Genomic DNA, 13,759 nt, shown 5'->3' on the forward strand with positions numbered 1-13,759 from the left:
ACGATAAAATCAAAGCTGTGGTTTTCAGAATAAACAGCCCTGGCGGAAGCGCAAACGCTTCTGATGAGATCCTTTTTGAACTTCAGCAACTGAAAAAGAAAAAACCATTAGTCGTATCTTTTGGTGATTATGCAGCCTCAGGCGGATACTACATCGCAATGGCGGCAGATAAAATTTATTCAGAACCCAACACCCTTACCGGTTCAATCGGGGTCTTCGGAATTATCCCCTATTTCAAAGAACTTGCTAATAAAAACGGACTGAATTCACAGGTCGTTACTACCAATGCCAACTCCAATATGTATTCACCTTTAAACGGAGTTACGCCTGGCGGAGTTTCAATTCTCACTAAAAGCGTAGAGCAAACGTATAAGCGTTTTGTGCATTTTGTTACTCAAAACAGAAAAAAATCTTTTGATCAGATTGATGAAATCGGTGGTGGTAGAGTCTGGAGCGGCACACGAGCGAAACAAATCGGACTTGTTGACGAATTGGGCTCATTAAATGACGCTATAAATTTTGCAGCACAAAAAGCTAAAATGAAAAAGTACAATGTTGCAGCATATCCTAAAAAAGTTTCTAAATTCGAGCAGTTCTTTAAAGATATAGAAGAGGAACAAATCTCCAACAGATTTATTAAAAATAAAATTGGAGAAGAGAATTTTAAAATATTTGAGCAGATCACCAACCCACAAATGCAGAGCGGTGTGATGATGCAGATGCCTTATGGAATTAAATTCGATTAGACACAAATAATCCCGGACTGAAATCAGTCCGGGATTATTTTTATTTTTTTATAAGCGATTAAGCTCTTCTTGTTGCCATACCGTAAATCCAAAGAACCAATAAAGCTCCGAGAACGGCTAGGAACATACTCTTAATGTCAAATTCATCAACAGTACCCCATCCTAACATACTGCCGATCCATCCTCCAACGAATGCACCTACGATACCTAGAATAATTGTCATTAGCCAACCCATGCCCTGATTTCCCGGCATAACAAATTTTGCGATTGCACCTGCGATAAGACCAAAAATGATCCAAGTTAAAATACCCATAGTTTTAAAATTTTAATGTTAATATTTAGTATTTGGTTTTCTAAAATTAAGAAAAAGTAATTAAAACTATGTAATAATTGTTAATTACGTTTTCTGAAAAAAGAATCTACAAATTCCGTTCCATTAAATAATTGCAGGTCTGTCATTTTTTCTCCAACGCCAATATATTTTACCGGAATCTGGAACTGATCCGAAATTCCAATCACAACGCCACCTTTCGCAGTTCCGTCTAATTTAGTGATCGCTAATGCATTAACTTCGGTAGCGGCAGTAAACTGTTTTGCCTGCTCGAAGGCATTTTGCCCTGTTGATCCATCTAAAACCAAAAGCACCTCATGCGGTGCATCGGGAAGAACCTTCTGCATTACCCTTTTTATTTTGGTAAGCTCGTTCATTAAATTCACCTTATTATGAAGTCTTCCGGCAGTATCAATGATGACTACATCGGCATTATTCGCAACAGCACTTTGTACGGTATCAAAAGCCACAGAAGCCGGATCGGAACCCATTCCTTGTTTAATAATCGGTACGCCTACTCTTTCACTCCAAATTACCAATTGGTCCACTGCAGCAGCACGAAAAGTATCTGCAGCGCCTAAAACTACTTTTTTTCCTTCTGATTTAAATTGATGGGCCAGCTTTCCGATGGTTGTCGTTTTGCCTACACCGTTTACACCAACAACCATAATCACATAAGGTTTCTTGGTTTCATCGATATTTCCTGATCCTGCATGGGGATTTTCCAAAAGTAATCCGGAAATTTCTTCTCGCAGAATAGCATCAAGTTCATCTGTGCTCACAAATTTATCACGAGCAACTCGGTCTTCAATTCTTTGGATAATTTTTATTGTTGTAGAAGCACCAACGTCGGAAGCGATTAACACTTCTTCGAGATCATCCAGCACTTCGTCATCAACTTTCGATTTTCCTACAACCGCTTTGGAAATTTTTTCGAAAAATCCCTGATTCGATTTCTCGAGCCCTTTGTCTAAAGTTTCCTTTTCTTCTTTTTTAAATATATTTTTGAACCAACTCATTTTTCAGTATCAGTTTTATGTTGATTATGGTCTTCTGTTTTAGCGATAGCAAATATAACAAAAAAACTACCCAATTATTTTTGGATAGTTTTATATCATCAAAGCTGTAGAGAATTATTTTTTCAAATAACCTTCAACCTCGTCAGCATTCATCACTTTTTCTTCGAAAACGTAAGCACCTGATTTAGGAGACTTCACCATTTTCACTACTTTGGTCATTTTTTTAGACCCTGCACCACCCTGTAGGGATGCTACTACTTTCTTTGCCATTTTTTATTCTTTTAAAAAATTACTTGATTTCCTTGTGAAGGGTATATTTTTTAAGAACAGGATTGAATTTTTTCAACTCCAATCTTTCTGTAGTGTTCTTTTTGTTTTTGGTCGTAATGTATCTTGACATTCCTGCGACACCGGTTTCTTTGTGCTCTGTGCACTCAAGAATCACCTGAACTCTGTTACCTTTTTTAGCCATTACTTATCTTTTTTTATAAATCCGTTTCTTGCTGCTCTTTCAATCGCTTCTTCGATACCAATCTTGTTGATAACTCTCAATCCGTGTGCAGAAACTTTTAAAGTTACAGATTTTTCTTGCTCCGGAAGGTAAAATTTCTTCTCCAATAAGTTAATTTCAAAACGACGCTTCGTTTTGTTATTAGCGTGAGAAACATTGTTTCCAACCATGGCACGCTTTCCTGTTATTTGGCAAATTCTTGACATATCTCGATGTTCTTTTTTACTACTAAATATTTGAGAGTGCAAAATAACAAAGAATTTTCCACTTAGACAAATATTTATGAATTAATTATTTATATTTTTTTTAATCTTTCCTGATGCTTTATCTGTTCACACTTCATGAAAGACTGCACTCCTTTTATTCAGACAATATTCACTTCTCTTTCCAACCCGATACCGAATTTGTTCTTCACAGATTCAATAATCATGGTTGAAAAATCATAAATTTCCTTTCCGGTTGCATTGCCAGTTTTGTTTACAATAACCAATGCCTGAAGTTCATGCGATGCCACATTACCAACTTGTTTTCCCTTCCAGCCGCACTGCTCTATAAGCCAGCCTGCTGGTATTTTTACCATTTCTCCGTTTGGATAGTTCGGCATTTGCGGATAACTGTTCTGCACCTCTGTAAATTGCTGCAGCGGAATGGTTGGGTTCTTAAAAAAACTGCCGGCATTTCCCAAAATCTTCGGATCTGGAAGTTTGCTTTGGCGGATACTGATTACTGCCCGCGAGACATCCTGAATCGTCGGATTTTTGATGCCAAGCTTATCGAGTTCGTTTTTTATAGCGCCGTATTCGGTCTTGATCTGATGATTTTTTCTTGAAAGTTTAAAAGTAACTTCCAGAATTACGTATTTTCCCTTTACTTCCCCCTTGAAAATTGAGTCGCGGTAACCGAAACCGCATTCTTCTTTATTAAATTCTTCAATCTCTAAAGTTTCAATATTCAACACTTTACACTTTTCAAAAGTATCTTTAATTTCTGTTCCGTACGCCCCAATGTTCTGCATTGGGGATGTCCCCACGTTTCCCGGAATTAGGGAAAGATTTTCTAAACCTCCATAATTTTCAGATAGACAGAACTGCACAAACTCATGCCAGTTTTCGCCGGCTTTCGCAGTGACTAAAACTTCACTTTCATTCAAAAACTCTTCAGAAATTCCTTTTAAATCGAGTTTTATTACCAAGCCGCCAAAATCTTGAGTGAACAAAATATTACTACCTCCTCCTAAAAAGAGAATTTCAAAGTGATTGATTTTAGCAAACTCGATGGCATATTTTAAGTCATCAACATCTTTAACTTCCGCAAAATATTTCGCGGAAACATCAACTCCGAAAGTGTTGAGATTTTTTAAAGAGTATTTTTCCTGAATTTTCATTGCGTTACAAACGTTAACTTTTAATTTAGGCTAAAGCCAAAAGGTTTCAGAATCAGAAAACGGGCTAAAGCCCGTTCCCAGTTTTCTACAGATTGAATTCGAGTTTATACTTCTGAAGTGCGTCGTTCAGCAATTCGACACTTCTGCGCAAATCTTCTTCTTTTAAAACATACGCAATACGGACCTGTTTTTTTCCGAGTTCAGGATTGCTGTAGAAGCCACTCATTGGGGCAACCATTACCGTTTCGCCGTTGTGTGAATAATGCTCAAGAAGCCATTGTGCAAAAACATCGGTATCCTCCACCGGAAGTTCGGCAACGCAGTAAAATGCACCTTTAGGTTTCGGGCAGATTACGCCTGGAATCCCGTTAAGTAAATCAACCAGTAAATTTCTTCGGTGCGTATATTCTTCGCGTACTTTTCGGATGTATGCTTCATCATCGTGGTGTGCGGCGGCCGCAGCAATTTGTCCCAGCAAAACCGGACTTAATCTTGCCTGTGCAAAAAGCATTGCAGCATCATGAATTTTTTTAGAACGTGTAATCATGCAGCCAATTCTGGCTCCGCACATACTGTACCTTTTGGATTCCGAATCTACGATGATGCAGTTTTCGGCAAGTTCGGGGAAATCGAACATCGAAACCTGGTGTTTTCCGTCGTAAACATATTCGCGATAAACCTCATCAGAAATTACAACAATATCATGTTTCAGAGCAATTTCCGCAAGTTTCTGAAGCTCTTCTCTTGTATAAAGATAACCGGAAGGGTTTCCCGGGTTACAGATAAGGATTGCACGTGTTTTATCTGTGATTTTCTTCTCGAATTCCTCAATCGGCGGCAGGGCAAAACCGGTATCAATTGTTGAAGGAATAGCCACAACTTTTACGTTGATCGCGTTTGTAAAACCATTATAATTTGCGTAATAAGGCTCAGGAATAATCACTTCATCACCATCATCACAAAGCGTTGAAATTGCAAAATTCAGCGCTTCAGACCCTCCGTTGGTTACAATAAAATTATCTGTCGTTAGATCTGTAAAACCCAAAGAGTGGTAATAGTCCTTCAGTGCGGTTCTGTAATCCAGATTTCCTTCAGACAGGGCATATTCCAGCACTTTCAAATCGATGTTTTTCACAGCATCCAGCGCTGTTTGAGGAGTTTCAATATCGGGCTGACCAATATTCAGATGATAAACTTTTATCCCTTTCTGTTTGGCTTGCAGCGCATACGGAACAAGCTTTCTAACGGGTGACGCAGGCATATTTTCTGCTCTGTGAGAAATTTTCGGCATTATGTTGAATTTTTACAAAAATAAGGATTTTTTTCGGGAGCAATCAAGGGTAGTTTCTCTCGCCAAAGATCATCCGGCTCTTCGCTGCAATCTTTTTGCCTGTGCAAAAAGGATTTCCGCTGCGATCCGGGCTAAAAGTTCTGTCGTTCTATTTCCGAAAAAACTTCAGGTCATAAAAAAAACCGCAGAAAATTTCTGCGGTTTAACTTGAATAATAGTTTATTTAATAAATCCTTTGTTTTTCAACAATGGCTCAATATCCGGCGTTCTGCCAGTGAAATCTTTATAAGCCTGATTTAAATCCACTGAGTTTCCAACCGATAGAATATATTTCCTGAAACGGTCGCCATTAGCTCTGGTCATACCGCCGTTGGTTGTAATCCAGTCCCAGGCATCCGCATTCAGCACGTCACTCCACATGTAAGCGTAATAACCGGCCGAATAACCACCACCCCAAATGTGTGCAAAATAAGGCGTGTGATATCTTGGCGGTACTTCTTTCAGATTGAAGCCATATTTCGCTAAAACTTCTTTTTCAAACTCCAATGCAGGCTTAAACTGCGATTCATCCGTCACCGAATGCCAGTTCATATCCAAAGTCGCCGCAGAAACCAGTTCTGTTGTAGAATATCCCTGGTTAAATGATGCTGCGTTTTTGATTTTATCAACCAAAGTCTGTGGCATAGGTTGCTTGGTCTGGTAATGGATGGCGTAATTTTTCAGCACGGAAGGCTCTAGCGCAAAAAACTCATTGATTTGCGACGGGAATTCGACAAAATCCCTTGGCGTATTGGTTCCGGAAACCGAAACATATTTCTGGTTTGCAAAAAGGCCGTGCAGCGTATGCCCAAATTCATGGAACATGGTGGACACATCATCGTAAGAAATTAAAGATGGTTTTCCGTCAGCAGGTTTTTGATAGTTGAATACATTCACAATCACAGGTTTCTGACCAAGCAGATGCGACTGTTCAACGAAGTTGCTCATCCAGGCACCGCCGTTTTTGTTGCTTCTTGTATAAAAATCAAGATAATAAAGCGCCATCGATTTTCCGTCGTTATCGAAAACCTCATAAGCCACTACATCCGGATGATAAACCGGCAGGTCTTTTCTTTCTTTAAAAGTGATTCCGTAGAATTTTTCAGCTGCATAGAACACCCCTTTCTCCAGAACAGTTGTTACTTCGAAATATGGTTTTATGGCGTTTTCATCTAAATCGTATTTTGCTTTTCTTACCTGCTCAGAGTAGAAGTTCCAGTCCCAAGGCTCAACGGTGAATCCGCCTTTCTGTTTGTCGATCAAAGCCTGAATCTCGTTGCTTTCTCTTTTGGCAGTTTCTACAGCTGGTTTTGCGAGTTGAGCTAAAAGATTCATAGCATTTTCTGGAGTTTTCGCCATTTGATCCTGAAGTTTCCATTCTGCGAAAGATTTTTTACCGGAAAGATGTGCTTTTTCCATTCTCAGTTTGGCCTGTCTTTCGAGGATGCTTCTGGTGTCATCAGCATTACCTTTTTCAGCTCTGTACCAGGATGCTTTAAAGAGTTTTTCTCTGGTAGCTCTGTTTTTCAGATTCTGCAAAAGTGGCTGCTGGGTTGTATTTAAAAGCGTTAATAGATATTTACCTTGGTGACCTGCCGCTTTCGCATCTGCTGCAGCTGCGGCAATTTCGTCAGCGGAAAGTCCGTCTAATTCTTTCACATCAGAAATCAGCACGGCTCCGTTCTTTCTTGCATCCAAAAGTTTGCTGGTAAACTGGGTTGAAAGTGTCGCCAGTTCTTCATTAATTTTTTTTACTTTCTCCTTGTTTTCGGCAGAAAGATTGGCTCCTGCGATCTCGAAATTTGTTTTGTACAACTCAAGAACTCTTTTTTCCTCAGCCCCTAAATTCTCTGTGCTGATGGCTTTAATTCTTGAATAAAGTTTTTCATTCAGATAAATTTTATCACTTAACCCCGAAAAAACCGGCGCATATTCTTCTTCAAGTTTCTGTAAAGCAGGATTTGTGTTGGAACCGGTGAGGTTATAAAAAATAATCTGCGCTCTCTTCAGGATTTCGCCGCTGTTTTCGAGTGCAACAATGGTATTGGCAAAGGTGGGAGCACTAGGGTTATTCGCAATGTTTTCGATTTCAGCAAGCTGAACCTTCATTCCGTAATCAAATGCAGGTTTAAAATGCTCATCTTTAATCTTATCAAATTCAGGCGCCTGATATTGCAGCGCACTTTTCTTCATAAAAGGATTGGAAGCTAAACTTGCATCGGGAACAGGAATTTCTGTAGTTGTGGAATCTGTAGTTTTCATCGTAGAACAGGCAGTATTAATTGCCAGAGAGGAAATTAATAATACGGATGTAATATTTTTCATTTTTGAACTGTTAATTGAAGTAAAGATATTAAATTTAAGCAAATTAAAAACCAAAACATATGAAAACGCTTATTACCACAGTGGCAGTTTGTGGATTTCTCCTGTCGTGTTCAATGAAATCCGACAGTCTTTTTCCCTTGAACCTGACTCAAAAAGAAGGCAAAGGAATCATTAAAACATCGCAGTTTGAAATGAATATCGACGAAATAAAAGTAGCGCAGTCGATTTCCGCCGAAGTTGTGAAATCCGATACCGAAAAAGTGGTGATTACCGCTCCTTCCGATATTATGGATGATATTTTGGTTGATAATGTAGACGGGAAACTCTTCATCCATTTTAAACCTAACATGAATATTTCGGCAAAAAATGTGGCTGCAAAGATTTTCGTGAAGGATTTTACGCGTCTTGAAGCCACTTCCTCAGCTAAAATTAAAGTTGAAGATAAATTTACACAGGACAAAACCGATGTAAAAGTTTCGAGTTCGGGAAGCATTACCGGAAATCTGGAAGCGAATGACCTTTCGGTAGATGTATCGAGCTCGGGGAGTTTTTCTGGAGAAATCTGGGCGGTAAATCTGGAGGCAGAAGCGACTTCTTCCGGCGACATCAAATTTTCAGGTAAAGCTAAAAACGCTGAGCTGAGAGCATCTTCTTCCGGCAGTTTAAAAGCCCGCGATCTTAATGCTTCTTCTGCAGAAATTCAGGCGTCCAGCAGCGGAAGCGTAAGTCTTTCCGTGAGTACGGAATTGGATGCAACTGCAAGTTCTTCGGGTGATATTTCGGTGTACCGCACTGGAAATCTTACTATCAAAAATCAGAAGAAAAGCAGTGGTGGAAGTATATCGCTCCATTAATTTTACAGTACTCTGCTCACCTTAAAAACAATGTATGCTTACTCAAGTCCATCCCAAAATACCGATGCGAAACAAGAAAATTACCCGTGAATTCTATATCAATTCGTTGGGTTTTGAGGAAATTGGAACCGTAGATTTTGAGGGGTATTTAATGATTAAAAGAGACCAAATCGAGCTGCATTTTTTTCTGTTTGAAACCATCAGTCCGCTGGAAAACTATGGCCAAATCTACATTCGGACAGATGATATTGAAGCATTATACGAAGATTTCATCCGAAAACAAATCGAAATTCATCCAAACGGTAAGTTGCAACGAAAACCCTGGGGACAAAAGGAGTTTTCCATCCTCGATCCGGATGGAAATCTGCTGACTTTCGGACAGTTTTTAGATTAATTCATAAAAAAATCAGTCTCCAAAAAGACTGATTTTTTTTTATTTTTTTTTGCGAAAAATTTTACCAACCCCCTGAAGCGCCACCGCCACCGAAGCTTCCGCCACCGCCGAAACCTCCAAATCCACCTCCGGAACCGCCGCCAAATCCGCCGCCTCCGAAACCTCCCCCGCCAAAGCTTCCTGGGAATGGGAAAAATCCGCCCGGATAGGTTCGTCGCCCGCGACGCGAAAGAATCACATCGTCATCGTCATCATGGTTTCCTCCTCCGCCTCTGTTCCTGAACAGGATACTTAGAATCATCATCACAAAAAATGCGATGAAAATGATTTTCACAATACTAATTTCTCCTTCTTCCGGGGTTTCCTTTATGATAGGTTTGAATTTACCTTCAACTACTTCCATCAAAGCGGTCGTTCCACGGTTGATTCCCTCATACCAAAGTCCCTGTTTGAAGTTTGGAGTTACGATGTAGTCAAGAATCTGCCCTGCCACAGAGGCAGTGAGATATCTCTCAACACCCCTGCCCTGCTGAATGGCAAATTTCCGGTCTTCTGTCGCTATCAGAAATACGATACCGTTGTCTTGTTCCTTTTCCCCGATTCCCCACTTTTCACCATACATGGTCGCGAGATAATTGATGTCCTCGCCTTTTGTGGTGGGAATAATAATCACTGCGATTTCGGTAGAAGTGGAGTCGTAAAATTTAATAAGCTTCTGGTTAAGCTGCTCCCTTTCGGTTGCATTCAACAAGCCTACTTCGTCTGTCACAGGAAAAATTTTCGCTGGTTTTGCAGGGACTAACTGGGCAAAAACAAAGATGTTCAGCCCCAGAAAAAGAACAGAAAGAAATTTATTTAGAGAACGTAATCTCATTCGACAGTTCATTGTGATTTTCTCCCGAAACCGGGAAATGTTTTTTGAGTTCGAAACCGGTTTTAAGGATGGCATTCCTTAAACCGTCGTGGTAATTTCCTTTGGTAAATTCCGCTGTAATTTGATCGTGCAGTTGGTCCCAGAAATTCTGATGAACTTTCTGATGAATGCCGGCATCGCCAATAATGGTGAGGTAATGCTGCTCGAAATTTACATGAAAAAGCACCGCGTTTCTTTCCGCAGTTTTATCCTTGCAAAGGGTTTTGAAGACTTCAAAAGCAATCTCCGCATTGTTTCCTTCAGAATTGGAATCAATATGCACACGGATTTCGCCGGTAGAATGATCTTCTGCTGACTGAATGGCTTCCACAAGGGAAGCCATCTGTTCATCTGTAAGGAAATTGCTCATTAATTGGTGAATACTTCAGGTGCTTTTTCGGCTCCTGCTGCAGCTTTGAAATAAGGTTTTTCTTTAAAATTGGTAAAGTTGGCCAAAATACTATTCGGGAAAGTCTTGATCGAAGTATTATAGTCCTGAGCCGCTTCGTTATAATAAACGGTTTCGCTTCGGATGCTGTTTTCAATCGCGGTGTATTCCCTCTGGAAATTCATGTACTGCTGATCCGCTTTTAAATTGGGATACTGCTCTACTACGGCCATCAACCTGCTCAACGCTCCACTTAATTCACCCTGTGCTGCCTGGAATCTTGCTATGTCGGCCTCAGTCATATTCGTTGGGTCTACCGTGATAGAAGTTGCTTTTGAACGTGCTTCAATCACTTTCGTTAAGGTTTCCTGCTCGAATTGCGAATAGGATTTAACTGTTCTTTCAAGATTTGGGATCAGGTTCGCACGCTTTTGGTACACCGTTTCCACGTTAGACCATTTTGTATTCACATTCTGTTCCTTGGTCGTGAAACTGTTATAACCGTTTTTGCCCCAGAAAAATAAAATTGCGGCAATAACGAGAAGAGCAATACCGATGGTTCCGGCGCTCATACAACCTCTGTTTCTCATAGTTTAATATTTTTAATGTTTAATGATAGGTACCCAAATATACAAATTATATGCTAAATTTGTGAAAATTTAAGAAAAATGATCACAATTGTAGTGGCGATGGGTTTAAAAAATGAGATTGGGGCCGGCAATCAACTGCTATGGCATTTGCCAAGGGATTTAAAACATTTTAAAGAATTGACTTCCGGACACCCTATTATCATGGGAAGAAAAACCTATGAGAGCATTGGAAAACCTTTGCCAAACCGCACCAATATTGTGGTTTCACGAAAAAAAGACTGGTTCGAGGAAGGCATCCTGATTGTGGGAAGCCTTAAAGAAGCTATTAAATTCGCGAAAAAGCTGGATGAAAACATCTTCATTATCGGAGGCGGCAATATTTACGAACAGACCATTGATCTAGCCGACAGACTGGAAGTAACCCAGGTGCAAGCCGAACTGAAAGCTGATGTATTCTTCCCGAAAATTAATCCGAAAATCTGGGAGAAAACTTCAGAAACCTGCCATGAAAAAGATGAAAAAAACAACTACAATTTCTGTTTCCAGACCTTCGAGAAAAAGTCTGAAATCTAACTTCTGAAGTTAACCTCAAATTTCTATCTTTGCACTCATAAATTTTAACAATGAACAAATACATAAAATTCGTTATCGCAGGTTTAATGATTGCCGCTGGAATTTATCTCATGATGAACCGTAACATCGGCTGGGGAATCGTAGTCGTACTCCTTTCTTCCATTCCGGTGCTTTTGTTCTTCAAAAATGAATATATCCTGGCTGCATTCTGGTATCTGAGAAAGCAGAATATGGAGAAAGCGACCAAATGGCTGTCTAAAATCACCAATTTCGAATCTCAGCTTCACCGCTCTCAGTATGGCTATTTCCATTATTTACAAGGACTTACTTTAGCGCAGGATCATCCTCAAAAAGTAGAACCTTTAATGAAAAAAGCGTTGGAATATGGCCTGAACATGAAACACGACCGTGCCATGGCAACGCTGAACATTGCTGCAGGTGCGATGCAGAAAGGCAGAAGACAGGAAGCTACAAAACTTCTTGAAGAAGCCAAAAGATTAGATTCTGCAGGAATGATGACCGAACAGATCAAGATGCTGAAAGATCAGCTGAAAATGCCGACGATGCAGAAACACATGCACAATCCGAACATGAGACAGCGTGGGAAATTCTATTAAAATGCTCTCACTGTAAATCATGAAATCCTGAAAATTTTCAGGATTTTTTTTTGAAAAATAATTATAATGATTAATTGGATATGATGCCCAGCTAATCAAATACTCCAGAAATTTTACATTTCCGAATTCTGTTCCACGCCATAAAATTTAGGCATCTGCCAATGGTATTTCACGGCCAGTGTACGTATTGCAACTATAAGCAAAATGGTGGAAATCTGCACAAAAGCATAAGATAACCGGCTGTAATTTACCAAAATAAGAAAAACACTTCCGCCTACAATACAAGCCGTGGCATATATTTCTTTCCTGAAAATAAGCGGTATCCTGTTGAGTAAAATATCACGGATAATACCGCCAAAACAGCCGGTAATAGTGCCCAAAGTAAGACAGATCAATGGATGAAGATCTGCATTCAAACCCTTCTGAATTCCAATAATGGTAAAAAGTCCCAGCCCGAAACTGTCGAAAATAAACAGCGTCACCTGGAATTTGTTCTCTATTGATTTAAAAATCATCGAAAAAATACAGGTAATAAAAATTACCGTACACATGATCAGATCATGCATCCAGAAGACGGGAACATCAAGCAGTAAATCGCGCACCGTTCCGCCACCAACAGAGGTAATGAACGCAATAATTAAAACTCCAAAAGGATCAAGCCGTTTCTGCATTGCAGCGAAACTTCCCGACATGGCAAAAGCTACCGTGCCGAGTAATTCTATGGCGAGATTAAGATTTTCGTGAACCTGCAAAATATTATTTTTTTATTGGAACCCGCACTGTATCCGGAACCAAAAGCTTATAATCACCACCGAAGGTAATAATCTCTCTTACAATACTGCTGCTGATAAATGATTTTCCGGCTGAAGTTAAAAGAAAAATTGTTTCAATCTTATTTTCTTTAGTAAGTTCCCGGTTTGTTTGGGCAATGGCTTTTTCAAACTCAAAATCTGCGGGATTTCTTAGTCCGCGGAGAATAAAGTTCACATTTTTGCTGTGGCAATAATCGATAGTTAAACCTTCAAAATGATCCACCTCCACATTCGGGAATTTTTCAAATGTTTTCTTGATGAATTCTACGCGTTGTTCCAGCGAGAACATATATTTTTTCTGTGAATTCTGGCCAATCGCGATAATGATCTTATCGAAAAGCGGGGCAGCTCTTTCCACAATATCGTAATGACCAAGCGTAATCGGGTCAAACGAACCCGGAAAAACAGCTACTTTCATAGTTTTTAGTTTATATTTTCATTAGATTGATCGAAGAATAACTTGAGATTCTCAGCATGAATGGAGCAGTCTGATCCAATAACCTGATTTGCGACGAGGTTTAGAATCAACTTATCTCGCCCTACTACAGCAGCGTTTTTATAAATTTTGCCTCCCAAAAGAACAAATGTTATTCTGTCCGTCCAATTTTCGTCCTCGTTAGTTTTGGATATTTTCCCAGTAAATAGTAAATCACCTTTCTTATCTTTAATTTCGTAATAGTTTCTCATCTTAAGTCCATTTTTTTCTACATTATGTGAAAGCATGTAGGAAAAGCATTTTTTATCGTCAAGAAATATTGTGTCATTTTTAAAATAGACATTTTCCGGTTCAGAATTGTTTTTAGGCAAGTTAAGTTTTAAAGTTTCAAAATTTTGAGACCATGATAAAAATGGGAGCAGTACTAATGCGATATTCAGAATAAATTTCATTTTATTTCAATAAAGCTTTTTGTACCTCATTTCCGCATAAATCTTTAATGGATATTCCATAGATTTTTGCCTGCTGCGGCAGGA

Annotated in this window: 19 protein-coding genes; 5 read left to right on the top strand and 14 right to left on the bottom strand. The window is 39.4% G+C overall.

From position 1 onward, the window contains the following. Nucleotides 1-746: signal peptide peptidase SppA (gene sppA, locus V5N63_RS02105; RefSeq protein WP_332032564.1), on the top strand; the 746-nt coding region annotated here is incomplete at its 5' end. A gap of 58 nt (nt 747-804) precedes the next feature. Here sppA and V5N63_RS02110 read toward each other — a convergent pair. The 8 genes from V5N63_RS02110 to V5N63_RS02145 form a co-directional block, all read right to left on the bottom strand. After that, on the bottom strand, nt 805-1,059 hold the full coding sequence (locus V5N63_RS02110) for a GlsB/YeaQ/YmgE family stress response membrane protein (RefSeq protein WP_265145076.1): 255 nt from the start codon (nt 1,057-1,059) through the stop codon (nt 805-807). 80 nt (nt 1,060-1,139) lie between these two features. Further along, nucleotides 1,140-2,096, bottom strand: coding sequence for a signal recognition particle-docking protein FtsY (gene ftsY, locus V5N63_RS02115; protein ID WP_088469763.1), 957 nt, complete (start codon nt 2,094-2,096; stop codon nt 1,140-1,142). A 114-nt stretch (nt 2,097-2,210) separates the two neighbouring features. Beyond that, a complete protein-coding gene (locus V5N63_RS02120) occupies nt 2,211-2,366 on the bottom strand; it encodes a DUF4295 domain-containing protein (protein ID WP_088469762.1) in 156 nt (51 codons plus the stop codon). Nucleotides 2,367-2,385: 19 nt separating this feature from the next. Beyond that, complete coding sequence (rpmG, locus tag V5N63_RS02125; RefSeq protein WP_015806891.1) at nt 2,386-2,568, bottom strand: 50S ribosomal protein L33; 183 nt, start codon at nt 2,566-2,568, stop codon at nt 2,386-2,388. Further along, nucleotides 2,568-2,813: a 50S ribosomal protein L28 gene (gene rpmB / locus V5N63_RS02130; RefSeq protein ID WP_088469761.1), complete on the bottom strand. Its 246-nt coding sequence runs from the start codon at nt 2,811-2,813 to the stop codon at nt 2,568-2,570. Before rpmB ends, rpmG begins: the two co-directional genes overlap by 1 nt. Before the next feature lie 158 nt (nt 2,814-2,971). Further along, complete coding sequence (murB, locus tag V5N63_RS02135) at nt 2,972-3,991, bottom strand: UDP-N-acetylmuramate dehydrogenase (protein ID WP_332032567.1); 1,020 nt, start codon at nt 3,989-3,991, stop codon at nt 2,972-2,974. 85 nt (nt 3,992-4,076) lie between these two features. Further along, a complete protein-coding gene (locus tag V5N63_RS02140) occupies nt 4,077-5,282 on the bottom strand; it encodes a pyridoxal phosphate-dependent aminotransferase (protein WP_332032570.1) in 1,206 nt (401 codons plus the stop codon). Between the two features lie 219 nt (nt 5,283-5,501). Beyond that, a complete protein-coding gene (locus tag V5N63_RS02145; protein WP_332032573.1) occupies nt 5,502-7,646 on the bottom strand; it encodes a M3 family metallopeptidase in 2,145 nt (714 codons plus the stop codon). Nucleotides 7,647-7,705: 59 nt separating this feature from the next. On the opposite strand from V5N63_RS02145, the gene V5N63_RS02150 reads away from it, so the two are divergent. Together V5N63_RS02150 and V5N63_RS02155 are read left to right on the top strand one after the other, a co-directional pair. Continuing rightward, the gene (locus tag V5N63_RS02150) at nt 7,706-8,500 is read left to right on the top strand and encodes a head GIN domain-containing protein (RefSeq protein ID WP_332032575.1); all 795 of its coding nucleotides are present in this window, start codon (nt 7,706-7,708) and stop codon (nt 8,498-8,500) included. A 34-nt stretch (nt 8,501-8,534) separates the two neighbouring features. Further along, nucleotides 8,535-8,894, top strand: a complete 360-nt coding sequence (locus V5N63_RS02155) for a bleomycin resistance protein (RefSeq protein WP_332032577.1) — start codon at nt 8,535-8,537, stop codon at nt 8,892-8,894. Between the two features lie 61 nt (nt 8,895-8,955). Here V5N63_RS02155 and V5N63_RS02160 read toward each other — a convergent pair whose 3' ends face one another. From V5N63_RS02160 to V5N63_RS02170, 3 genes are read right to left on the bottom strand one after another with little or no spacing between them, the layout of a single operon-like run. Continuing rightward, nucleotides 8,956-9,768, bottom strand: a complete 813-nt coding sequence (locus V5N63_RS02160) for a TPM domain-containing protein (RefSeq protein ID WP_332032579.1) — start codon at nt 9,766-9,768, stop codon at nt 8,956-8,958. Then, nucleotides 9,746-10,177 (bottom strand): TPM domain-containing protein, encoded by a 432-nt coding sequence (locus V5N63_RS02165; protein WP_332032582.1) that lies wholly within the window; start codon nt 10,175-10,177, stop codon nt 9,746-9,748. The genes V5N63_RS02160 and V5N63_RS02165 overlap by 23 nt, the downstream gene beginning before the upstream one ends. After that, nucleotides 10,177-10,785, bottom strand: a complete 609-nt coding sequence (locus tag V5N63_RS02170) for a LemA family protein (protein WP_332032584.1) — start codon at nt 10,783-10,785, stop codon at nt 10,177-10,179. Before V5N63_RS02170 ends, V5N63_RS02165 begins: the two co-directional genes overlap by 1 nt. A gap of 78 nt (nt 10,786-10,863) precedes the next feature. Here V5N63_RS02170 and V5N63_RS02175 point away from each other — a divergent pair, with 78 nt between their 5' ends. Both V5N63_RS02175 and V5N63_RS02180 read left to right on the top strand, forming a co-directional pair. Then, nucleotides 10,864-11,358, top strand: coding sequence for a dihydrofolate reductase (locus V5N63_RS02175; RefSeq protein WP_332032586.1), 495 nt, complete (start codon nt 10,864-10,866; stop codon nt 11,356-11,358). 50 nt (nt 11,359-11,408) lie between these two features. Then, nucleotides 11,409-11,975 carry a DUF2892 domain-containing protein gene (locus V5N63_RS02180; RefSeq protein WP_332032588.1) on the top strand — a complete coding sequence of 189 codons (567 nt, stop codon included), beginning with the start codon at nt 11,409-11,411 and terminating at the stop codon, nt 11,973-11,975. Nucleotides 11,976-12,088: 113 nt separating this feature from the next. On the opposite strand, the gene V5N63_RS02185 is transcribed toward V5N63_RS02180, so the two are convergent. From V5N63_RS02185 to V5N63_RS02195, 3 genes are read right to left on the bottom strand one after another with little or no spacing between them, the layout of a single operon-like run. Beyond that, a complete protein-coding gene (locus V5N63_RS02185) occupies nt 12,089-12,727 on the bottom strand; it encodes a trimeric intracellular cation channel family protein (protein ID WP_088469750.1) in 639 nt (212 codons plus the stop codon). Between the two features lie 4 nt (nt 12,728-12,731). Continuing rightward, nucleotides 12,732-13,205, bottom strand: coding sequence for a pantetheine-phosphate adenylyltransferase (gene coaD, locus V5N63_RS02190; protein ID WP_088469749.1), 474 nt, complete (start codon nt 13,203-13,205; stop codon nt 12,732-12,734). A gap of 5 nt (nt 13,206-13,210) precedes the next feature. After that, complete coding sequence (locus V5N63_RS02195) at nt 13,211-13,675, bottom strand: hypothetical protein (RefSeq protein WP_332032590.1); 465 nt, start codon at nt 13,673-13,675, stop codon at nt 13,211-13,213. Nucleotides 13,676-13,759 lie beyond the last annotated feature (84 nt).

The organism is Kaistella sp. (assembly GCF_032060305.1).
GTDB classification, from domain to species: domain Bacteria; phylum Bacteroidota; class Bacteroidia; order Flavobacteriales; family Weeksellaceae; genus Kaistella; species Kaistella yananensis.